At 47.3% G+C, this 21,839-nt stretch carries 21 protein-coding genes, 6 tRNA genes, 1 pseudogene and 1 riboswitch; of the genes and pseudogenes, 20 read left to right on the top strand and 8 right to left on the bottom strand.

The features are described from left to right. Positions 1-65 precede the first annotated feature (65 nt). Positions 66-352 (bottom strand): annotated as a pseudogene (locus LCF57_RS28180) (helix-turn-helix domain-containing protein); the annotation flags it as partial. 587 nt (positions 353-939) lie between these two features. On the opposite strand from LCF57_RS28180, the gene LCF57_RS12865 reads away from it, so the two are divergent. The 5 genes from LCF57_RS12865 (at position 940) to LCF57_RS12885 (ending at position 7,011) form a co-directional block, all read left to right on the top strand. Beyond that, positions 940-2,211 (top strand): outer membrane lipoprotein-sorting protein, encoded by a 1,272-nt coding sequence (locus LCF57_RS12865; protein WP_226001053.1) that lies wholly within the window; start codon positions 940-942, stop codon positions 2,209-2,211. A 268-nt stretch (positions 2,212-2,479) separates the two neighbouring features. Then, positions 2,480-3,676 carry an alanine racemase gene (gene alr / locus LCF57_RS12870; RefSeq protein WP_226001054.1) on the top strand — a complete coding sequence of 399 codons (1,197 nt, stop codon included), beginning with the start codon at positions 2,480-2,482 and terminating at the stop codon, positions 3,674-3,676. A 294-nt stretch (positions 3,677-3,970) separates the two neighbouring features. Further along, positions 3,971-4,252 (top strand): CopG family ribbon-helix-helix protein, encoded by a 282-nt coding sequence (locus tag LCF57_RS12875; protein WP_007429334.1) that lies wholly within the window; start codon positions 3,971-3,973, stop codon positions 4,250-4,252. A gap of 6 nt (positions 4,253-4,258) precedes the next feature. Continuing rightward, on the top strand, positions 4,259-4,609 hold the full coding sequence (locus tag LCF57_RS12880; RefSeq protein WP_007429335.1) for a type II toxin-antitoxin system PemK/MazF family toxin: 351 nt from the start codon (positions 4,259-4,261) through the stop codon (positions 4,607-4,609). Positions 4,610-4,788: 179 nt separating this feature from the next. Further along, entirely contained in the window at positions 4,789-7,011 is a 2,223-nt protein-coding gene (locus LCF57_RS12885) for a Tex family protein (protein ID WP_226001055.1), read from the top strand. Positions 7,012-7,110: 99 nt separating this feature from the next. Here the strand turns inward: LCF57_RS12885 and cmpA are convergent, their stop codons facing one another. Further along, positions 7,111-7,245 carry a cortex morphogenetic protein CmpA gene (gene cmpA / locus LCF57_RS12890; RefSeq protein ID WP_007429337.1) on the bottom strand — a complete coding sequence of 45 codons (135 nt, stop codon included), beginning with the start codon at positions 7,243-7,245 and terminating at the stop codon, positions 7,111-7,113. Positions 7,246-7,388: 143 nt separating this feature from the next. Here cmpA and LCF57_RS12895 point away from each other — a divergent pair, with 143 nt between their 5' ends. The 3 genes from LCF57_RS12895 to LCF57_RS12905 all read left to right on the top strand — a co-directional run bounded on the left by LCF57_RS12895 (position 7,389) and on the right by LCF57_RS12905 (position 8,088). After that, positions 7,389-7,877: a SprT family protein gene (locus tag LCF57_RS12895; RefSeq protein ID WP_226001056.1), complete on the top strand. Its 489-nt coding sequence runs from the start codon at positions 7,389-7,391 to the stop codon at positions 7,875-7,877. A 45-nt stretch (positions 7,878-7,922) separates the two neighbouring features. Next, positions 7,923-7,998: transfer RNA gene (locus tag LCF57_RS12900), tRNA-Asn, on the top strand. Position 7,999: 1 nt separating this feature from the next. Further along, positions 8,000-8,088 (top strand) — tRNA-Ser (locus LCF57_RS12905). Positions 8,089-8,187: 99 nt separating this feature from the next. Here LCF57_RS12905 and LCF57_RS12910 read toward each other — a convergent pair. Next, the gene (locus LCF57_RS12910) at positions 8,188-9,063 is read right to left on the bottom strand and encodes a Cof-type HAD-IIB family hydrolase (RefSeq protein ID WP_226001057.1); all 876 of its coding nucleotides are present in this window, start codon (positions 9,061-9,063) and stop codon (positions 8,188-8,190) included. A gap of 68 nt (positions 9,064-9,131) precedes the next feature. Further along, a complete protein-coding gene (locus tag LCF57_RS12915; RefSeq protein ID WP_226001058.1) occupies positions 9,132-9,890 on the bottom strand; it encodes a DeoR/GlpR family DNA-binding transcription regulator in 759 nt (252 codons plus the stop codon). A gap of 235 nt (positions 9,891-10,125) precedes the next feature. Between LCF57_RS12915 and LCF57_RS12920 the strand changes: the two genes are divergently transcribed. The 6 genes from LCF57_RS12920 to LCF57_RS12945 all read left to right on the top strand — a co-directional run bounded on the left by LCF57_RS12920 (position 10,126) and on the right by LCF57_RS12945 (position 12,085). Then, positions 10,126-10,197, top strand: a tRNA-Glu gene (locus LCF57_RS12920). A gap of 87 nt (positions 10,198-10,284) precedes the next feature. After that, a tRNA-Lys gene (locus LCF57_RS12925) sits at positions 10,285-10,360 on the top strand. A gap of 15 nt (positions 10,361-10,375) precedes the next feature. Beyond that, positions 10,376-10,458, top strand: a tRNA-Leu gene (locus LCF57_RS12930). A 162-nt stretch (positions 10,459-10,620) separates the two neighbouring features. After that, positions 10,621-11,076: a MarR family winged helix-turn-helix transcriptional regulator gene (locus LCF57_RS12935; protein ID WP_226001059.1), complete on the top strand. Its 456-nt coding sequence runs from the start codon at positions 10,621-10,623 to the stop codon at positions 11,074-11,076. Positions 11,077-11,261: 185 nt separating this feature from the next. Then, the gene (locus LCF57_RS12940; protein WP_226001060.1) at positions 11,262-11,636 is read left to right on the top strand and encodes a helix-turn-helix domain-containing protein; all 375 of its coding nucleotides are present in this window, start codon (positions 11,262-11,264) and stop codon (positions 11,634-11,636) included. Between the two features lie 65 nt (positions 11,637-11,701). Next, positions 11,702-12,085 carry a helix-turn-helix domain-containing protein gene (locus LCF57_RS12945; protein ID WP_226001061.1) on the top strand — a complete coding sequence of 128 codons (384 nt, stop codon included), beginning with the start codon at positions 11,702-11,704 and terminating at the stop codon, positions 12,083-12,085. A 128-nt stretch (positions 12,086-12,213) separates the two neighbouring features. Here LCF57_RS12945 and LCF57_RS12950 read toward each other — a convergent pair whose 3' ends face one another. Both LCF57_RS12950 and LCF57_RS12955 read right to left on the bottom strand, forming a co-directional pair. Beyond that, positions 12,214-12,435: an XRE family transcriptional regulator gene (locus LCF57_RS12950; protein WP_226001062.1), complete on the bottom strand. Its 222-nt coding sequence runs from the start codon at positions 12,433-12,435 to the stop codon at positions 12,214-12,216. A gap of 403 nt (positions 12,436-12,838) precedes the next feature. Then, positions 12,839-13,477 carry an urease accessory protein UreF gene (locus LCF57_RS12955; RefSeq protein ID WP_226001063.1) on the bottom strand — a complete coding sequence of 213 codons (639 nt, stop codon included), beginning with the start codon at positions 13,475-13,477 and terminating at the stop codon, positions 12,839-12,841. Between the two features lie 283 nt (positions 13,478-13,760). Here LCF57_RS12955 and LCF57_RS12960 point away from each other — a divergent pair. Beyond that, positions 13,761-13,843 (top strand) — tRNA-Leu (locus LCF57_RS12960). A 94-nt stretch (positions 13,844-13,937) separates the two neighbouring features. On the opposite strand, the gene LCF57_RS12965 is transcribed toward LCF57_RS12960, so the two are convergent. Then, positions 13,938-14,423, bottom strand: a complete 486-nt coding sequence (locus LCF57_RS12965; RefSeq protein ID WP_226001064.1) for a glutathione peroxidase — start codon at positions 14,421-14,423, stop codon at positions 13,938-13,940. A 463-nt stretch (positions 14,424-14,886) separates the two neighbouring features. After that, positions 14,887-15,059, top strand: a riboswitch (cyclic di-AMP (ydaO/yuaA leader). A 115-nt stretch (positions 15,060-15,174) separates the two neighbouring features. Between LCF57_RS12965 and LCF57_RS12970 the strand changes: the two genes are divergently transcribed. From LCF57_RS12970 to kdpC, 5 genes are all read left to right on the top strand, one after another. Further along, a complete protein-coding gene (locus LCF57_RS12970; RefSeq protein ID WP_025715648.1) occupies positions 15,175-15,570 on the top strand; it encodes a hypothetical protein in 396 nt (131 codons plus the stop codon). A gap of 191 nt (positions 15,571-15,761) precedes the next feature. Next, the gene (kdpF, locus tag LCF57_RS28185; RefSeq protein WP_081752060.1) at positions 15,762-15,839 is read left to right on the top strand and encodes a K(+)-transporting ATPase subunit F; all 78 of its coding nucleotides are present in this window, start codon (positions 15,762-15,764) and stop codon (positions 15,837-15,839) included. A gap of 148 nt (positions 15,840-15,987) precedes the next feature. Then, entirely contained in the window at positions 15,988-17,664 is a 1,677-nt protein-coding gene (gene kdpA / locus LCF57_RS12980; RefSeq protein WP_226001065.1) for a potassium-transporting ATPase subunit KdpA, read from the top strand. A gap of 53 nt (positions 17,665-17,717) precedes the next feature. Continuing rightward, positions 17,718-19,748 carry a potassium-transporting ATPase subunit KdpB gene (gene kdpB / locus LCF57_RS12985; RefSeq protein WP_226001066.1) on the top strand — a complete coding sequence of 677 codons (2,031 nt, stop codon included), beginning with the start codon at positions 17,718-17,720 and terminating at the stop codon, positions 19,746-19,748. A gap of 56 nt (positions 19,749-19,804) precedes the next feature. Further along, positions 19,805-20,533 carry a potassium-transporting ATPase subunit KdpC gene (kdpC, locus tag LCF57_RS12990; RefSeq protein ID WP_226001067.1) on the top strand — a complete coding sequence of 243 codons (729 nt, stop codon included), beginning with the start codon at positions 19,805-19,807 and terminating at the stop codon, positions 20,531-20,533. Between the two features lie 105 nt (positions 20,534-20,638). Here kdpC and LCF57_RS12995 read toward each other — a convergent pair whose 3' ends face one another. Next, positions 20,639-21,832, bottom strand: coding sequence for an MFS transporter (locus LCF57_RS12995; protein WP_226001068.1), 1,194 nt, complete (start codon positions 21,830-21,832; stop codon positions 20,639-20,641). Positions 21,833-21,839: the final 7 nt, after the last annotated feature.

Consider the following 21,839-nt stretch of genomic DNA (forward strand, 5'->3'; position numbering starts at 1 on the left):
CAGCTTTTGCCGGGTCATGGCATCGCTCCAGTTCCAGCGGTCTGCATCTACGAAGTCTACCCGGCCTTGACGCCCACGGAGCAGGGAATATTAAGTGCGTACTGCCGCTGGGGAATCCCGGTCATCTGCCTAAAGCGGCGGTTAAAATAATATTCGTCAGAGAAGCCAACCTGACGGGCGATTTCACGTAAAGGCCGTTTGCATTCCAGCAGTAGCCGCTTGGCATGATCCAAGCGCAGCTCAGTGAGGTAATGCAGCGGCTTTTTGCCTGCTCGGCAAGCTGCTTGACGGTAATAGGCTTTTCATAGTGATCTTCCATATATGTAATGGTGCCTTCGATGGATGCTGGCAATGCATTATAGAGCTCTCTTTATTCTTTGCACGTTACTGCTCTGGGCCTATGTCCACCATACCTGTCCCGCTGATGAACATAAGCAGGCAGTGAGTTGAAATTGGATATGAGGAAGCTACAGGCTTGCCGACCAGCTCAATCCCCTTAAAATGAAAAAGCAGCGAGCTGGACGGGGGAGGGATGGGGACGACGAGGACTGATTCACGGTGTAACGCTCCTTTTATTGAGAATGGTTATCATATGAACCTAAGTATACCTTCTCTCGGTTCAACAAAAAAAGAAGCCTATCAACAAGTATCGATAAGCTTTTCCAAACTTATTTTATGAATTTGGGCAATGTATTGATCATGGCAACCTCCATATCATTGATGGATTCATCATTTTGTAAATGAGAATTATTATCACAAGAGCAATAATAAGCGATGCACCCTCAACACTCAATGGATAAACTTGGTCAACGAATGTGATTTTGTACAAAATAAGCCATAGATTGCTTCAAGCTTGTCATGCCATTCTGCATAAATCGAACAAGTCCTTCATAGACATGTACTAATTCATTTAAAACATGTGCTGAAGGGGTTGATGACATGCGCCGGATTTCATGGATGCTTGCCATGGTCATGTGTGTAACGCTGCTGCTGGCCGGGTGCGGCAAGAAGAGCGCGGACGATGTGGTTAAAGATTTGAGTGACGTGGTGAGCGACCTGAACAGCTACCACGGTACAGCTTTGATGACGCTGCATACCGGCGACACGCCGCAGGAATACAAGGTGGATATTTCCTACCGCAAGCCGTCCTATTACCGAATTGCCATGACGAACGAGAAAAAGGATGTTACGCAAATTGTGCTGCGTAATGACGAGGGCGTATTTGTATTAACGCCCAGCCTGAACAAAAGCTTCCGCTTTAAAAGCGACTGGCCGAACAACCAAGGCCAAGTATATTTATATGAAACGCTGGTTCGTAGCATTATCGGAGATGCCTCACGTCAACTGGCTACCGACGATAAATCCTATGTGTTTGATGTGGCGGCGAATTACAACAGCCACGCGCTGGTCAGACAAAAGATATGGCTGTCCAAAAGCAACTATGCACCCACTCAGGTACAGGTTTCTGATGCAAACGCCAAGGTGGTCGTTGATCTGAAATTTGATCAATTTGCGTTTGATACGAAATTCGACAAGGACTCTTTTGATATGGAGCGCAATATGGCCTCGGGTAAAGCAAGTACGAGGAATGAAGGGGCGCCATCTTCCGGAGCAGTGGATTCCAGCGGTCAGCTTGATCCTAGCGGTGTGGTGGATGGGGCGACTGGCGTGAAATCCAGCGAACCTGGACAAGAGCAGGGAACTGCAGGAGATGCAACCCGGCAGCAGTCTGGGGAAGCGAAGGTGGATGGAGCTGACACAGGAAATACTCCAAAACCGGATACAGCAGCCAGCACGGAGCAACAAAATCCAGAAGCATCTAATGCAGCAACCGGAACATCGGCGGGCACGGATGCTGCAGAAGCTATGATGGGTGAGTTTGGATTGATCGAACCGTCCTACACGCCAGCCGGGGTGCAAATCAAGGATACGCCGGAGCTGGAGGAAAACGGTACACATGCGGTAATGCTGCGGTATAGCGGAACGTATAACTATACGATTGTGGAGGCACGTCCGAAAGATCGGGCGGTCGCTCTGACCGCAGGTGAACTGGTTGATATTGGAGGAAGCTTTGCCGTACTGACAGGAAGTGAACAGCAAACCCTGACCTGGATGAATGATGGAATCGAGTTCCGAATCACCAGTGCTGACCTGCCTGTGAGCGAAATGATACAAATTGCCGCTTCTATACAGGATCAATCGGGTAAATAAAACCTTATAAGACGGATGCAGACGGTCTAGAGTGTAAAATGCTCTGCTGCCGCCCGTATCCGTCTTTTGTTCATTCGCGGTCTAAGATGTGCATCGCTTGTATATCCTGTTCTATTGTAGAGATGGTAGAGGAGGCTGGCAAAGCCCCCTGCCATTGACAGCCACGTTTCTGAACATTACCATTAACCTTTAGGAATAAGGACTTTGCAACATTCCGAATGGTAAAAGGTTATGTTACAGGCTAACAATTGAAGAAGGTGACTGGATATTGCAAGCACAATACAGATCGACCCGGGCCGAAATCAACCTGGATCACCTTGGCGCCAACTATGAAGCTTTTCGCAAGGCATTGCCAGCGGATAAGCTGCTGCTGGTCTGTGTCAAGGCTAACGCCTATGGACACGGTGCCGTAGAAATTTCAAAGGAATTGGAACGTCTGGGTGTGGATTATTTGAGCGTCGCTTTTTTGGACGAGGCTTTGGAGCTTCGTCATGCGGGGATTGAACTGCCAATCCTTGTACTCGGCTATACCCCATCAGAAGCTGTACAAACGGCATGGGAGCATGACATTTCACTGACGGTGTTCAGTGAGGAAGTGCTGGAAGGTATCCGCCGATTGGACCGCAAAGGAAGCGAACGCAAGCTGAAGGTGCACATCAAAATAGACAGCGGCATGGGAAGACTCGGGCTACTGCCCGGGGAAACGGCTATTGCCTTTGTGCAGCAGGCCGGGCAGTTAGAGCAGGTGCTGCTGGAAGGCATGTACACCCATTTTGCCCGCGCGGATGAAGAAGACAAAAGCTATACACTGTTACAATATGATCGGTTTCGGGGCGTGGTGGAAGCGCTAAGGGAACATGGTATTACCATTCCCATTATACATACGGGCAACAGCGCGGCCACCATTGATACTCCTTCGCTTTCCCCTAACTTGGTACGAATTGGCATCAGTATATACGGACTGTATCCGTCTGATGAGGTAAACCGGCAGACTATTGAACTGTTGCCTGTGTTGTCGTTGAAGACGGTGGTGGTTTATACCAAGACGCTTCCTCCGGGCTGGGGGATTAGCTATGGCACCCGGTATGTGACCTCCAGTGAAGAGCGGATCGGTACCTTGCCGATCGGCTACGCGGATGGATACTCCCGTATGCTGAGTGGGAAAGTCGATGTGTTGATACGCGGTCGCCGCGTCCCGGTACTCGGTACGATATGCATGGACCAGTGTATGGTTTCCTTACAATCTTTCGCAGAGGATGCGGAAGAAATTCAAACCGGCGAAGAGGTTGTTCTCATCGGTCAGCAGTCCGGCGAAGCTATTGCGGCGGATGAGCTGGCATCCAAGCTTGGTACGATCCACTATGAGGTGATCTGCATGATCGCAGGCAGGGTACCGCGTGTATATACACGAGGCAATGTTCCTGTTGTTCGAGTGAATTCGCTTCTTCCTACCCGCTGGAATTAATTTCATAACGCAAATTACCGGATAAAAGCAGGAGTTTTCGCACAACGTCCCGAAATATGTACACAAGGAAAGAAAAGAGGGCTATAGCTGTCAAAAAACGCACCAGGCTCCGCTGACACTTGTATTTCGGGGATCAAACGCCTGTACGAAAGCGAACTGTGTAGTTTATAATGGAATGCAGCATAGATGATATACGAATATCATATACATTCTCTTGTGTTCCGTTTGAATAAATTACCGGGAATAACGTTATAATGGTACAATGGCGACAAGGTTTTGGGGGTGGAAGAGAAGTTGGCCAATTTGCAGAACACCAAAAGAATAATGATCAGTTTGCCAGATCATCTCTTGCAGGAAGTGGACGGGATCGTAGCTATGGAAAATTCCAACCGCAGTGAATTTATTAGGCAGGCTATGAAGCTGTATGTAGGCGAACGTAAAAAACGTTACATTCGTGAAGCAATGCAGCGTGGATACATGGAAATGGCTAAAATTAACTTGACCATGGCATCCGAAGCCTTTCATGCGGAGGAAGATGCAAACAGCACCTTGGGCCGTACAGTTAGCGGGGTGTAATCCATATTGATCGTAAAGCGCGGCGACGTTTTTTTTGCAGACCTTTCACCCGTAGTCGGTTCCGAGCAAGGTGGCGTCAGACCTGTGCTGATCATTCAAAATGATATCGGCAATCGGTTCAGTCCCACCGTGATCGTGGCAGCCATCACCGCCCAGATTCAGAAGGCAAAGCTGCCCACACATGTGGAAATCGACGCGGCCACGCATGGCTTTGATCGCGATTCTGTCGTTCTTCTGGAGCAAATTCGTACGATCGACAAGCAAAGGCTTACCGACAAAATCACCCATTTGGATGAAGAAACCATGCGCAAAGTGAGCGATTCGCTACAAATCAGTCTTGGTTTGATTGATTTTTAGTATGTTGGAACGACGAGTGAAACGGGAAAAGGGCAGCGCTTGGGCGCTGTCCTTTTGCATGTCCAAGGAAAATGCAGGCAGGGCCTCGCTTTAGCGTCACCTGCTGGCGCTTTGAATCGTTTTTTGTGATAATGAAAGACATGATGTATGACAAGAGCTGTAAGGAAGAAGGGATAGGTTTGTCTAACGAGGAAACAAAGACGGAAATCGGACAGGAGCCGAACGAAGCAGAACGCCAGGAGCGGAATGTCAAACAAGTGGCGAGAGAGCTGTCGCTGGCACTCAAGCAAATTCGGACAACGATCAGTTTGCTGGATGAAGGGAATACGATTCCTTTTATCGCGCGATACCGTAAGGAAATGACAGGAGAGCTGGACGAAAACCAGCTGCGTGAAATTGAAGACCGTGTGCTGTATTTACGTAATCTGGAGGATCGTAAGGTAGAAGTCATCCGCATCATTGATGAGCAAGGCAAGCTGACGGAAGACCTGCAGGCCGCTATCACCTCTGCGGTTAAGCTTCAGGAAGTGGAGGATTTGTACCGTCCTTATCGGCAAAAGCGCAAAACCCGCGCGAGTGTGGCGAAGGAACGTGGACTGGAGCCACTGTCTATCTGGATCTGGAGCCAGCCGAAGCAAGGCGATGCTCTGAAAGAAGCCGAATCCTATGTGAATGCAGAGCTGGGAGTCGAAAGCGCTGAAGCGGCTATTCAGGGAGCTTTGGACATTTTAGCGGAAAATATTGCAGACGATGCGACGATTCGCCAATGGGTACGTCGATATACACTCGACCATGGCATGTTAACCTCCGAAGCGAAGGACGCGGAGCAAGAGTCTGTGTATGAGAACTATTACAGCTATCGTGAGCTGGCCAAGAAAATGCCGCCTCACCGCATTCTGGCGATTAACCGTGGGGAACGTGAAGGCATTCTTAAGGTCGGACTGGAGGTAGCGCCAGATTCGATTTACAATTACGTGGCAGGTCAAGTGGTTAAAGGCTCGTCCGTTGTGGAAGAGCTGCTGCGCAGCGTCATTGAGGATGCGTATAAAAGACTTATTGCGCCATCGATTGAGCGTGAGGTGCGTGCCGAAATGACGGAGAAGGGCGAGCAGCAGGCCATCTCTATCTTTGCAGGCAACCTGCGCAGCCTGCTGCTGCAGGCTCCGATCAAAGGCCGCCGTGTGCTTGGTGTCGATCCGGCATACCGGACAGGCTGCAAGCTGGCGGTTGTCGATGACACGGGCAAGCTGCTGGAAGTGGCGGTCACATATCCGACACCGCCGAACAACAAGAAGCGTGAGGCTGCCGAGAAGTTCAAGCAGCTGATTGCCCAATACGGCATTGAGCTGATCGTCATTGGTAACGGAACCGCTTCGCGCGAGACGGAGCAGTTCGTAGCTGAGGTCATCGCGGAGATTGGTGACAGCAACTTGGCGTACCTGATTGTCAATGAGGCAGGTGCGAGCGTCTATTCCGCCTCCAAGCTGGCGCAGGAGGAGTTCCCGGATTTGGACGTGGCTGAGCGCAGTGCGGCTTCCATCGCGCGTCGAGTGCAGGACCCGCTGGCTGAGCTGGTCAAAATTGAGCCCAAAGCCATTGGGGTAGGTCAATACCAGCATGATGTATCACAGAAGCATCTGGATGAAAGCTTGAAGGATGTTGTAGAATCGGCTGTTAACCATGTCGGTGTGGATGTGAACACCGCTTCCTCGGCACTGTTGTCCTATGTAGCAGGAATTAACGCAACGATCGCCAAAAATATCGTGAAGTACCGTGAAGAAAACGGTAAGTTCAGCAACCGTCGTCAGCTGCAAAAGGTCCCGCGTCTGGGTGCAAAAACCTACGAGCAATCCATTGGCTTTATCCGTATACCGGGTGGAGAAAATCCGTTGGATCGCACGCCAATTCACCCGGAATCGTATACCGTGGTAGACCGCTTGTTGGCTGAGCTGGGCATCAGTGCCCACGATTTGGGCACCCAGGCTGCAGCGCAGGCACTGAACGTCTCCAACATCGAGCAGTTGGCCGCTAAGCTGGAGGTTGGTGTACCGACGCTGCGGGATATTCTGGAGAGCCTCCAGCGTCCGGGACGTGACCCGCGTGATGAACTGCCTTTGCCGGTATTCCGCAAGGATGTGTTGAAGATCGAAGATCTGGCACCTGGTATGGAGCTGCAGGGGACCGTCCGCAATGTCATTGATTTTGGCGCATTTGTCGATATCGGTATTAAAAGTGACGGGTTGGTTCATATTTCACAGCTGCGCAGCGGCTTCGTGAAGCATCCGATGGATGTCGTATCTGTCGGTGATAATGTAACGGTATGGGTGTTGAATGTCGATTTGAAAAAAGGCAGAGTGGGTCTGACGATGAAGCCTCCAGCAGAGGCACAATCACAGGCATAATACTATAAAGCCGCATAACCTTCTTACGAGGATATAACAAAAGCCGGAATCTCCGAACCAATCGGAGACTCCGGCTTTCATTTTTTGATGCCTTCGCGTTCACCCGTTGTTGGCATCAAATTCTACACCAGGGGCTTTATGATAAAAAAACCAACAATCGTTCAACAGTTTGATCTGACGACGGTCCTTTTTGTAAAAGGCCCGCATGAGCTGGTTGCTGAGCCATTGAGGCAAGTCAATCTCCTCCTCCGTGTTACTTCTGTATGTTTAGCATATGGGATGAGTACCTAAAGTGTGCTTGTGAATTAGGGTTAGACTTCGATCGTTATTTTGTAATATGCTTGTCAGTATGGGACAAAGGAGGAGAACAGGTAAGGATGGAGTCCAGGTCCATGAGTAATGAAGAGCTTCAGGAGTGGGTGAAGTATATTTCGTTGGAAAGCTTCGGTGTGCCGTTTCGGCATCAAGCCCGCTTCAATGCCCGCCTGTCTTCTACAGGTGGTCGTTATTTTATGAAAAGTCATCATATTGAAATCAATCCACATCAGCTTGCAGCCTTCGGACGCTCTGAGGTGGAAAAAATTATAAAGCATGAGCTGTGCCACTATCATTTGCATCTGCGCGGAATGGGCTATCGACATCGGGATGCAGATTTCAAGGCATGGCTGGCCCGTGTAGGAGGAAGCAGGCATTGCCAAACCCTGCCGGGAAGATTGGAAAGGAAGCCGCAGCCTTTTCGTTACAAGCTGGTGTGCGTTTCCTGTGGACAGGAATACTTGCGGAAACGTAAAATGGATCCACAGCGTTACCGCTGTGGTAAATGTGGAAGTAAACTCTGTTTGTTAGCACTTGACGGCACCCCCTGAATCATGGTAAATTAACCATACTGTATACAATATTTACAGTAATGTTCCCTGATAGCTCAGTTGGTAGAGCACTCGACTGTTAATCGAGTTGTCACAGGTTCGAGTCCTGTTCGGGGAGCCATGGAGAGGTACCCAAGTGGCTATAAGGGGACCCTCTGCTAAGGGGTTAGGCTGCGAAAGCGGTGCGAGGGTTCGAATCCCTCTCTCTCCGTTGTTTTTTGAAACAGAAAAGGGCGCTCGTATGCATCGGAATGATGCTTGCGAGCGTCCTTTTTGTCTATAATTCGTTTTGAAAATAACGGTATGACTTCTAATTTACAGTGTCAACTTCAACCATTTTGAGTATGTTCAACAGAGCATGAGCAACGCCATCCTCCACATTGGTCAGGGTAACTTCGGAGCAGACGGCCTTGATATCGTCTTTTGCATTGCCCATGGCGATGCCCTTCCCCGCCATCGTCAGCATGGAAATATCATTATAGCTGTCTCCGATCGCCACGGCTTCCTGCATAGGGATGCTCAGATGATTTGCCAGGTAACGCAATGCATTACCTTTGGATGCATCCTTATGCTCGACTTCAAAGTTATGGTCTGAGGAAATGACCATGTTAAGGTCGCCAAGATTCCGGTAGCGCTCACGGCCTTGATCCAGCTTGGCTTGATCAAAGGAGAAACAGAGCACGTTATAAATCTCCACATCCAGTGGAATGTCCTCATATGAGTTGATGCGGACAAGCCCCGTCTGTTCATATTGCTTTTCGGCTGCGTGTAATAAAGTATCCAGGGAAATATTCGGGTTGGCGCTTAACAGACGGTCCATCTCCACAGCAAGCAGCTGATGTCCGTTTTGTGGAGAATATATAGCGCGGTCTGTCATGACCTCATAGTAAAAATCGTTTGCGCGCAGCCAGCTCAGGACTTCAAAGGTTTCATCTCTGTCCATGGGTGTAGAGGTTAGCTGGTGGCGTTGTGCATCATGGACGGTCGCACCGTTTGCTCCAATGACGGGGGCTACTAGTCCGGCTTCCTCCAGCTTTGTCCAGGCATCATAAGACGCTCTGCCGGTAGCAATCGCCACCTGGACGCCTTGCTGCTGTGCTTGGCGTATAGCCTTCGCGTTCACTTTGCTTATTTTTCCTTCCTCATTCAGCAGTGTTCCATCCATATCAATCGCAAACAGTTTCATTTCTCCATCTCCTGTCTTTTTTATATCTCTTGTATGGGTCTTGAACTACAGCAGATCGACTTCATTTTCTATGAGGGGACAATGACCTCAATATCATGATGTTGAAAGATCTCCAGCATTTCCGCGTCTGGCAAGCGGTCGGTGATCACAGTATTGACTTCGGACAGACCGGCAAAGCGGTAAGGGAATTTTTTTCCGAATTTTGTATGGTCCGCAAGGACAATGACCTGATCCGCCTGTTTCATCATTTGATGCATCAGCATACCGTCCTCCTCGTGATATACACTCAGTCCATGGGGGGCTATACCTCCAACCCCAATAAAGGCTTTATCCACAAAATAGTGGGACAAGGTGGCGATGACGGAGGAACCATATACGTATCGGTGTTCTTTTTGCAGGCGGCCTCCCAACAGATGAATGGAGACACCTTCTTTTCCGGATAGCACGTCAGCTTGATTAATTGAATTGGTGATGACCGAGCATTCCTGTACATTTAGTTTTTCTGCACACGCCTGCACAGTCGTAGAGGAATCCAATATGATGCGATCCTTATCACGTATCATATTGGCGGCCAGTTGTCCGATCGCTTGCTTTTCTGCAGATAGAGTGAGCAGTCTTTCGTTATAATTTCTAATCGAATCGTGGAGTGAGGGGAGGAGAGCGCCACCGCGAGTGCGAATAATCTTTTGATGCTCCTCAAGCTTTACCAAATCCCGACGAGCTGTATCCCGTGATACATTAAAAATTTCGCAAATATCGTCCACCGAAATGCGCTTATGAAGCTGTAAGTACTCAACGATCTGTAGCATTCGTTCTTCCTGATACATAAGTAAGCTCCTTTGGTATAAAATGATTTCGGTTTATGTAAGTGATTATAAGTAAATATAAGTTTATTTGCAATAAAACATTCATGAACTTGTGATTTTAGATGTAATAGGATGCATTTCGTAAGTGAATATGCGTTTTATAATTTAGCGAATGTCTTATTTAAAATTTAGTATTGCCATTCTCTAATCTATTTGATATACTCTTTCTTGTCGCCAAGTTGGCGTATAAAAATAAGGCCCGTTGGTCAAGGGGTTAAGACACCTCCCTTTCACGGAGGTAACAGGGGTTCGAATCCCCTACGGGTCATTGTTGTCTTTACAGACTACAATGTTGCATGCTTAAGGGGAATTCCTGAGGTCTGGTCTAATGGCGGGCAGCTTGGATGAACAGCATGAGCCATTAGCTCAGTTGGTAGAGCACCTGACTTTTAATCAGGGTGTCGAAGGTTCGAGTCCTTCATGGCTCACCATTTATATTTTGTTATGCGGTCGTGGTGGAATGGCAGACACGCTATCTTGAGGGGGTAGTGAGCGTACGCTCGTGGAGGTTCGAGTCCTCTCGACCGCATCAGTGGAATAAACGGAAAAGTCTCTCGTAGTAGAGGCTTTTTTTGTTTGTGCAGTGATGTATGAAGTAATGATTATGAAGAAATAATGATTCCATAGTATAATATAACGCCATAATGTTATAGAATGATAAGTATAAACTTATGAAGTGACGGTGAAAAATATGGACACTCAATTGTTAGGAAATATATCAGAAAATATTTTGGGCTTGTTTCCGATTGTGAAGAAGAAATTTTTCACCTACGGTCCGCTTGATTTCCCATTGCATTTGTCGCCTAATAACTTTCAGGTATTACTACTGCTGCGTGAAGTACGCTCGTCTACCGTATCAGATTTGTCCAAACAACTTAATGTCTCGCGTCCGAATATGACTCCTCTTCTGGACAAGTTGGTGGAGCATGGGTTGGCTGATCGCCAGTCGTGTGACTCGGATCGCAGAGTCGTGAATGTGGCAATTACAGAAGAAGGCGACGCTTTTTGTGAACAGGTATTCCATACCTTTTCCAATAAAATTCAAGAGAGACTGGTGTTTTTGCCAGAAGAAGAATTATTGCACTTGAGCGAAACTCTAAATGAATTGAAGCAGATATTACTTAAAATCGACAACTCTACTCCGTAATTGGTGTACAAGAGCTGACTAAAGACCGCCGTTTTCTTCGGAAAATAGGCGGTTTTTGTTGCATATTGTGGTATAATGAAAACCAACATACATAATTCGGCAATTTTGGCACACGTGATCTTTGAAATGGGAACAGGGGACATGATATCGTTATTTGAGAGTCTGCTAGGGAGGAAGGAACTTCTATGCAATCTATTTACCAACGTATTGAGCACCTTATCAAGGAACGGGGAATGACCAAAAAAGCGTTCTGCGAGCAGCTGGGTATTAGTACGGGGAACTTTGGAGATTGGAAAAGAGGAAAAACGACGCCGGGCACGAATAAACTCATTGAAATCGCTTCGTTTTTTAATGCCAGTCTGGATTGGATCATGCTGGGACGAGATGAGCGGGGTGAGGCGCTAAAGGAGTCGAAAGACCCTTATTTTTTTGAGGCTTCAGGGCAACTGAATTGCCAGGGGGAAGCGCTTAGTGAGGCGGAAAAGGATTTTATACTTGAGTATATTGAATTTACTCGTTCTCGTAAAGAGAAAAAACACGGCAATTCAACTGCCGAATAGTGATTTGCTTAAGGTTTGAACTGAAATTTCATTAGTAAAAGTTATGCTGTCGGAGGGGAAACATTGTGGGAGATCAAACTATTTATCAGCGGATTGAAGCTTTGATTAAGGATCGGGGAATGACCAAAAAGGCGTTTTGTGAAAAGCTCAAAATAAGTTCAGGGAATCTCGGTGATTGGAGAAGAGGGAAAACAACGCCGGGTACGACGCATCTAATTCAAATTTCGGACTTTTTTAACGTATCGCTCGACTGGTTAATGAAAGGGATCAAGCCGGGGGAAGGCGTGCTCCAGGAGCAAAAGGCTGCTTATTTTTTTGGGGTAATGGGGCCATTGAATTGCCAGGCAGAAGATCTGGAAGCAGAAGAACAGAATTTTATTTTAGAATATGTTGAATTCGCAAAATACCGCAAGCAAAAAAAAGAGAATAACAAAACAAAGTCGGAATGATCTTCTTGCTAGAGGATTACCCGAATTGAAAACCCGTAAAACGGACTGGCGGGTTCGAATTACGAGTTTATTTGGGTTGTAGGGATATGGAGTCCATATATGTAGCTGGAACCCTTGCATGGTTGGTTTTAGAGTGGTGATGCCTCCTTATAGTCGTTATCGTCGATGTCCAGAATTGCTGCAACCTGTTTTCTGTACCTTTGTGCTTTGCGGGTGCCATGAATCAGATTGGATAAACGTGAAGGCGGAATGTTGTGTGTCTCGCAAAATGTTTTCTGATCCAGTCGAAGTTCGACAAGCCGTTGTTTGATGGCCCACCCGAAGGAGGTGACAGGCATTTTGTTGTTCAAGAGAAATCGCCCCTTACGGATTCTTGCGGAATAATTGGTGTGTTATAATAATCATCAGTAAACATGTTAGAATTAACCATCTAAAACCATGATACACTTTTATACGTGCTTTTACAATCGAAAATACGTTATTTCGTTAAATTAATTACTTAATTAAGTGAGTGAGGATTTTGCAAAATCCTGAAGTGCTGGGTGATCTGATTCAGCCATCTAGAGCCTGTTAACGGTGTGATTTGCGGTTATGCTTGGATAAAAAAAGCACTCTGCCACTTGGGAAAAGCGGTAGGGTGCTTTTGCTGTTGCAGCCGGATTGGCGAAACGAGGCATCAGGGAGGCGCTGGAAGGCGTTTGGATAGGCCGGGGGAGGGAAACAGCCCTACTTCATCCAAACGGCCTTTACGACTCATATAAGGCGGTTGAGTAATGTAGGAACTGGGCCAATGTTGTGTAGCAGTTCGTGCTGAAATGTAGCTGACCCAGGCACATTGAACTTTTTCCAGGTGGTGAGCAATACGTCGGTCATGCGCTCGATGAGAGTATTTTTTTCCTCATAAGGTGTATTTAGCAGCTTGGAAGCATCTTCAACACAGAAGGACACCGCTGCGGCAAGATAGCCGTGAATGGTCTGCTCCACATCATTTCCAAGGAGAAAGTTAATCCAGGTATGAACGGTAGCGAGTGTGCCAATTGCGCTGTATTGAATAAGTATGGCTTCAAGCTGGTCAAATTCAAGCCAAGGATACAGAGCTTTGGCAAGTTTGATCAGACGCTGACCAGACAGACGTGACTCTTTCGCGTGCTGTAGAGAGGAACGTTGGGTATGCAGCATCTTATCAATAAGAGCGATACGCCAACCATCCTCCTGTTGAATGGCGACATATAGGCTTTTGATAGCCATGCCGTCAAGCGTTGTGAATTGAGGATACAAGTCGTTCCGCATATAATGTTCCAGGTCTTGCAGACAGGTCAAGCGCCCGTTACGGAATAGTTCCTCCAATCCGTAAGTACGGGTAAAGCCGCCGACGGGGAGGGAAGGGTCCAACAATAATGCGTAATTTAGTAAGCGATTGCCTTTATGCAGGGTGGTTCGCCTCCTTGAGATGAGGATTATGTTATATTATTTAACCTTAAAATTAAGTTTATCACAATCAATTAAATAATTGTGTAATATATATTCACATTTATATTGCTAAAATGTCAAATTAAATATTTTTATAGCTCTTATATGTTATTTAATATTACATATAAAATAATTATTAAAGTTGGGTTTACAAATATAATATAAGGGAGTATAATAAATCTGTTGCCTCAAAGCATTACGATTTGCGGTCGTGGTGGAATGGCAGACACGCTATCTTGAGGGGGTAGTGGGCGTACGCCCGTGGAGGTTCGAGTCCTCTCGACCGCATTATATGTAAGACATGATTACAAATAGCAATAACCGAAAAAAGCATCCTGACACGTTTTACGTGAAGGGGTGCTTTTTTTGGTTTGAACGAATCTTATTTATCCCGCAAGAGCTTTTTAATATCTTCTGCCAGCTTATCCGGAGCTGTTTGCGGTGCATAGCGCTTAAATACGTTACCTTCTCGTGTGATTAAAAATTTCGTGAAATTCCACTTGATCGCTTTGGAGCCTAATACACCTGGAGCAGTTTTGGTAAGGTAGTGAAATAAAGGGTGTGCCTGATCACCATTGACATCTGTCTTGGCGAACATCGGAAAGGTAACTCCGTAGTTGATCTGACAAAACTCCGAAATCTCCTCACTGGAACCCGGCTCTTGTTTGGCAAATTGGTTGCTGGGAAATCCCAAAATTTCGAGCCCTTGCTCCTGATACTGGCTATACAGCTCCTGCAACGCCTTATATTGGGGAGTAAGCCCACATTTACTGGCCGTGTTAACGATGAGCAGAACTTTCCCTTCATATATGGATAACGGGATTTCTTTTCCTTGCAGGGTTTTGGCAGCATATTCATAAACGGTCATGGTGCCCCTCCTAATTTGATATTCTAAAATTAAATTGTAGACAATTCAATAGAGAGATGCAAGTCGCAATAGATGTAACGTGCGTTTTGTTATTGTAAAATCGCATTTTGTTCAAAAGGGCAAATCGCGCTGCAAATAGAGCGAATTGCAGTGTTTCTCATCGTAAAAGCAGGCTCAATCGGCGTTTATCTGGTATACATAGCACATTTACTTTTGCTTTTACAATAAAAGGACAAAACTCGTCCCATTACGCCAATATTGACATGCCTTTCATTTTCAAAAAGGGATGAAAAACAGAGATTCAAGGAGATGGGAGAAGCATAGTCATGTTGTAAGCGTTATTATTAATCTTTTGTGCTCCAAAGAACGATTTATAACCCCACAGGTGAGCTTTACAGTGTTCCTTGTGCGGGTGTATGATTCAAGACGTAATTTCAAATTAACAAGAATGAAGCAGCAACGAATTATCTAAGCGCTGAATTTTGCAAATGCAAAAGCGGGGGAACCAATCGGGATTAATACGGCTTTGGAAGCCGTGGTCTCACGGGGTGAATTTTCTGGCCAAGTGCCGGAAATAGGGCGACTCTCACGTCCAAATCCGACAGCTAACCTCGTAAGCGTACAGGGAGAGGCAACAAACCGCCGTGTGCAGCCATGGTTTATTTTATCATGGATATGTAAGAAGCCGGAGGAAAGCCTTTTTCCTTTGGCTTCTTTTTGTTGTCTTTTTATACCGGGAGAGGAGCTACTGATGGAAGGTCGGTTAATTATTGTCACTGCACCGAATGAAGCGGGCAGAAGTTTTGTGAAGTTGCTCATGTTCAAAAAACTGGCGTTTGCGGTACTCACCAATAGCGCTCAGGAGGAACGACAACTCAAAAAAATGGGTGTGGAGCACATTGTGCGCATCAATACGATGCAAGCGGGAAAATGGAATTTTCCCAAAAAAGAAATTGGTAGCGTGTATTTGTTCGAAAACAGCTTGAATCTGACTTGCCGTTTCCTGCAAATATGTCGGCCACTGACATCAGATTTGATCTATGTCATCACGCACGGCTGTAATCCACAAGGAATTTATCGGGGATTGGGAGCGGATCATGTGATCTACACATTGAACGGAGAGGTGGGTTTTCTGTTGAACGGATAAGCGCTTATAACGTAGTTGTTTTATGATTTCTGCTTTTATGATGGAGTAAAAATGACGATCTGAGGACCGATACGGGAGGGCTTGAACATGATGGATATATACATGCTGCTCGTGCTGGCTGTGAGTTACGGAGCGATACTGCTATTTGTACGCTGGTGTGATGCGCAGACCTCTAAAGGAGGGCGAAAAGGATGATTGTTGTGCTTGCGCTCACAGCTATGGTGTTGGTGTATTTAATCTACGCGCTCCTGAACCCTGAAAAGTTCTAATCAGCTATAAGAGGATGCGGACAGGAACAGCAGATCATGGATCAGATATCACAGGTTGCGGGTTTGGCGCAAACGTGTGCACTCGATTGGTGGTCTGAGTCAGGTCTGTTGTTCCACACGCAGGAGCATTTTGAAGGAGGAATAGAGGATGGAGCTGCTGCAAATTGGAATTGTGATTGTCATATTGCTGCTCTTGGTAAAGCCAGTGGGCACTTATATGTATCATGTATTCTCGAATGAACCGAATCGAACGGATCGGATGTTTGGCAGAACAGAAAAGCTAATTTATAAGATTGTGGGCTTGAAAAAGCTGGGGAGTATGCGCTGGACTACGTATGTTATGAGCTTTCTTGCTACCAATGTCGTGCTAGTAATCATCAGCTATGTGCTGTTGCGTTTGCAAGGAATGCTTCCCGGTAATCCGGCTGGAAACGGCAATATGGAAGCGTCATTGGCTTTTAACACGGTGATTAGCTTTATGACCAATACGAATCTCCAGCATTATAGTGGAGAAAGCGGACTTACGTATCTGACACAGATGGCGTTTGTCACGATGATGATGTTCACTTCGGCGGCTTCTGGATTTGCTGTTGCTGCGGCTTTTATGAGAGGATTGACGCGGCGCGGTGAAGGAATGGGCAATTTTTTTCAAGATTTTATCAAGGCGATTATCCGGATTTTCCTGCCGCTGGCCTTTGTGCTTACGCTGGTGCTGGTTGGATTGAAAGTACCGCAGACGCTACAGCCTACGGTGGATGTTACGACGCTGAGCGGAACACAGCAGCAGATTGCTTTGGGGCCGATTGCTTCCTTGGAGTCCATCAAGCATTTGGGTACGAATGGGGGCGGTTATGCGGGAGCCAACTCTGCTCATCCTTTTGAGAATCCAAGTCCCTGGACGAACGTGCTTGAAATTTTGGCTATGTGGGTGATGCCAGCTTCGCTGCCGTATACCTTTGGATTGTTTGCCCGTAATCGCAAGCAGGGCTGGATTATTTTTAGCTCGATGATGGTATTGTTCCTCATTTTCCTATCCATTACGTACGTGTCTGAGAAGACGGGGAATCCCCTGATACAGGCGCTGGGTGTAGATGCTTCTCAGGGAAGCATGGAAGGGAAAGAGGTTCGCTTCGGCATTGGACAATCGGCATTATTCACTGCGGTGACGACAGCGGCAACGACAGGCTCGGTCAATAATATGCATGACACTCTGACCCCGCTGGGTGGTATGGCTGCTTTGGGTGAAATGATGCTAAACGTTATTTTCGGCGGCAAGGGTGTCGGGCTGATGAATATGCTGATGTACGCGATTCTCGGTGTGTTCATATGCGGACTGATGGTCGGAAGAACCCCGGAGTTTATGGGTAGGAAAATTGAAGGCAAGGAAATGAAGCTGATCGCGATTGCCATTTTGGTACATCCGTTTCTCATTCTGGCGCCGACTGCGCTCGCTTTTATGAGTCATTGGGGATATGATGCGGTCACAAACCCCGGATATCACGGGTTGACTCAGGTACTTTATGAATATGCGTCATCTGCGGCAAATAACGGTTCGGGATTTGAGGGTCTTGCAGATAACAACGTGTTCTGGAACATGACGACGGGTATAGTGATGTTCTTTGGACGATATGTATCAATGGTTGCACTGTTGGCTGTTGCGGCTTCGTTGAATGCCAAAGCGCCGACTCCGGTGACGACAGGCACACTGCGCACGGACAACAAGCTGTTTGGGGCTATCCTGATCGGAGTTGTCCTGTTGATTGGTGCGTTGACCTTTTTGCCAGTCATCGTATTGGGGCCTGTTGCTGAATTTTTGACCATGTGATGAAGAATAAGCATGAAGAAGAAAATGAGAATGGATGAACGGGGTGCTTGATCATGAAGGAACAACGTAAACGCATGCTGGATAAAAGCATCTTGAAGCATGCGATCAAGGATAGCTTTATGAAATTAAATCCGATGATCATGATGAAAAATCCTGTCATGTTCGTCGTGGAGATCGGTACACTGGTCGTGCTGCTCATGCTGCTGTTTCCCGGTTATTTTGGAACTGGCAACGAAATGGGCTTTAATCTAGCGGTTTTTATTATCCTGCTGTTCACGTTGCTTTTTGCCAACTTTGCCGAAGCGCTTGCGGAGGGGCGGGGCAAGGCGCAAGCGGCCTCTTTGAAAAAATCCAAGCAGGATACACAAGCCAACAAGCTTATCGGGGACGAGATTCAGGTGGTCAGCTCGACTGAACTTCGCAAAGGTGACATTGTGATGGTGTCCCAGGGCGAGATGATTCCGAGTGATGGTGAGGTTATTGAAGGTCTTGCCTCAGTGGATGAATCCGCGATTACGGGAGAATCGGCTCCGGTAATCAAGGAATCGGGCGGTGATTTTTGCTCGGTAACGGGCGGGACGCGGGTAGTGAGTGACCGTATTAAAGTTCGGATTACAACAGAGCCAGGCGAAACGTTTATTGATAAAATGATTTCGCTCGTGGAAGGGGCGCAGCGGCAAAAAACTCCGAATGAAATTGCGCTGAACACGCTGTTGATCAGCTTAACGATTATTTTTTTGATCGTGGTAGTCACGCTGGCTCCGATTGCCCGTCATTTTAACATCGATTTGCCTGTACCAGTCTTGATTTCGTTGCTGGTTTGTCTGATTCCGACCACGATTGGAGGGCTTTTGTCAGCTATTGGGATTGCCGGTATGGACCGGGTCACCCAGTTTAACGTGCTGGCGATGTCAGGCAAGGCGGTAGAGGCATCCGGGGACATCAACACGATGATTCTCGACAAAACGGGTACCATCACCTTCGGGAACCGGATGGCGAGTGAATTCGTGTCTGTAGGGGGCGTAGAGAAGGCAGAGCTAGTGAAGTGGGCAGCGATGAGCTCTATGAAGGATGAGACGCCCGAGGGACGCTCGGTGCTGGAATTGATGCGCAAGCAGGAGTACACGCTGGATGAATCTTTGGCGGCAGGCGGAGCCTTTATCGAGTTCAAGGCGGAAACCCGGATGAGTGGTCTGGATCTGGCCGACGGACGAAAGGTGCGCAAGGGTGCGGTGGACTCTGTCCGGCAGTGGATCGTATCGCAAAACGGCAGCGTTCCAGCCGATCTGGAGGAAAAAGCGAATCAGGTGGCCTCTGAAGGAGGTACACCGCTGGCAGTCGCGTTGGATGATCAGATATACGGCATTATTTATTTGAAGGATACGGTGAAGCCGGGCATGAAGGAGCGGTTCGATCAGCTCCGGGAAATGGGTATTCGTACGATTATGTGTACCGGGGATAACCCGCTGACTGCCGCTACCATTGCGCGTGAAGCAGGTGTGGACGATTTTGTAGCCGAAAGCAAGCCGGAGGATAAAATCGCGGTGATTCGCCGTGAGCAGGAACAGGGCAAGCTGGTGGCTATGACCGGAGACGGTACCAATGATGCTCCTGCGCTGGCGCAGGCGGATGTCGGTCTTGCCATGAACAGCGGCACGGTCGCGGCCAAGGAAGCCGCCAATATGGTGGATCTGGATTCCGATCCGTCCAAAATTATTGAGGTGGTCGCGATCGGCAAGCAACTGCTCATGACACGCGGCGCTTTGACAACGTTTAGTATCGCGAACGATGTTGCCAAATATTTTGCCATTATCCCGGCGATGTTCATGCTGGCCATTCCACAAATGGGCGCCCTGAACGTCATGGGGCTTGGCTCTCCGCTGTCCGCTATTTTGTCAGCGCTGATCTTTAACGCGGTTATTATTCCGCTCCTGATTCCGCTGGCCATGAAGGGCGTAAAGTATAAGCCGATGAGCTCGGACCGACTACTCGGGCGAAATTTGCTGATTTATGGTTTGGGTGGTATGGTGGTACCGTTTGTCGGCATTAAGGCGATTGATTTGCTGGTGCATTTATGGATTTAAAGCAGCCTGTAAAAGGATGCATTTCAGATACAATGGAAGCGGAAAGGGTGAGCAACATGAGTGGGTTTTATCGGATGATGTCTGGTCGTAGATTTGCTGCACACGAAAAAGCCGAGTCTGCCGGACAAGGTAGTAGCAACCGTACAGAGACAGGCGCTATGTCAGAGGGGCAGCCGGAGAGACAGGAGATGCGAGGAAGTACAGTCGTTGGAGTCGCTTTGCGAACCTCGGTGCTGATGATCCTCTTATGCGGCTTGGCATACCCGCTAGTCAGTACAGGAGTGGCGCAGGTATTGTTTCCGCAGCAAGCAAACGGCAGCATGCTACAGAATGCGGAGGGACGGGTAGTCGGCTCTGAACTGATCGGGCAATCCTTTGCCAATCCGGCCTTTTTCCAAGGTCGGGTATCGAGCATTGATTATAACGGGGCTGGTTCAGGCTCAAATAACTACGCACCGTCGAATCCGGCCTTGATACAGCGAGTCCAGGATTCCATTGCCGCTTGGCAGAAACAAAATCCAGATGTGCCGATTAGTCAGGTTCCGGTGGACCTGATTACGAACTCCGGTTCAGGCCTGGACCCGCACATCTCGCCACAGGCGGCACAGGTGCAAATTCCGCGCATTAGCGGCTTGACGGGAATCGCGCAGGATCAGCTGAAAGTACTGGTACAGAAGCAAACAGAAGGCCGTAGTGCCGGAGTGTTCGGAGAGCCGCGTGTGAACGTGCTCAAGCTGAACCTCGCACTTGAAGCGCAAATGAAGGTAGAGTCTGTAAAGCCATAGATGGATCAAAAAAAGGTATTCCCGAGCGATAAGCTTGAGGGATACCTTTTTTATGAGATTGGGATGCTCTGGGATGGATAAAGCTGCAAGGAAGTGCTTTATTCCTTATGGGAGATATGAATTTTTGGCTTTCCTTAAGGCTGAAGCGAGTACGAACATGTATATAAATACAATAATGCCTATGATTAAATAAGATAACTTAATATTCATTAGATCCGTAAGAGTACTGCTCAAAATAGGGCCGATCATTAGGCCAATCGAGTATGCCGTGTTATAGAGTGCAAAAGTAATTCCATAAGAATGAATTCCACTTCGTTGAGAAATATCAGCAAGTTGGGGTAAGCAGGGAGCAAGAACCATGCCCATGCTAACCCCTAAAACAGCTAAAATAATAGCTTGAAACGATAATATTCCTGGAAGTGCAGTCAGAGGAAGAGCAATGGATACCATAAGTAGACCGAGGAGAATTCCATTTTTGTAACCAATCATACTGGAAAACTGTCCTATAAAAGGTGTTGCCAGGCCATAAGCAAGTGTGGGGATGGCAAATAATAATCCAATAAGTCCAGGGTTAGCGCTAAAATTGTACTGTAGGTGTAACGGTAATGTTGGCTCAAGTACGCTTGGGATGGATGCGCCGATAATCACAACTCCAATAACCAAAAGCAAATCTTTATTTTTCATGAACGAGAAAGGGGAAATATACTTTTCATTTTTCGCTTCTGGAATATCATGCAGGAGTATTAACCGAAGTACAGCATCAATGACGGCCAAGGAGATGGCAAAGTAAAAAGGAAGCTGGTAACTTCCCCATTGATACAACCAACCACCAATTGTCGGTCCGAGAAGGGTTCCGGCGGCTTGACCGGATAATGCCAAGCCCATAGCTTTGCCACGTTCTTCAGATGGATATTGATCAGCCAAGAGAGCGAGCCCTGCTGTCCAGGTCATTGCGGCTGCGATTCCCTGAAGAGCACGTGCCAGTACAAGCAGCCAGAGGGTGTGGGCTATGGCGAACATTAAAGTGGAGGCTATGAGTCCAATTAACCCCCATAATAGAGGTGTCTTTCTCCCAATCCGATCCGTTAATAAGCCAAAAACAGGTGTAGCTATAAATAATGCGATTGCATAACTGCTAAATAATAAACCGATTTCGGTTTGAGTTGCTCCCAGAGAATCTGCGTACCTAGGCAAAATGGGGACGACTAATCCATAGATTAACATATCAATGAATACAGCTAATCCAACAACAATTAGAGCAGCTTTTTGCTTATGCTGTGCTCCTTTACTACGTTTCATGATTACA

Origin of the sequence: Paenibacillus sp. BJ-4 (genome assembly GCF_020404765.1) — a bacterium.
Taxonomy (GTDB): Bacteria; Bacillota; Bacilli; order Paenibacillales; family Paenibacillaceae; genus Paenibacillus.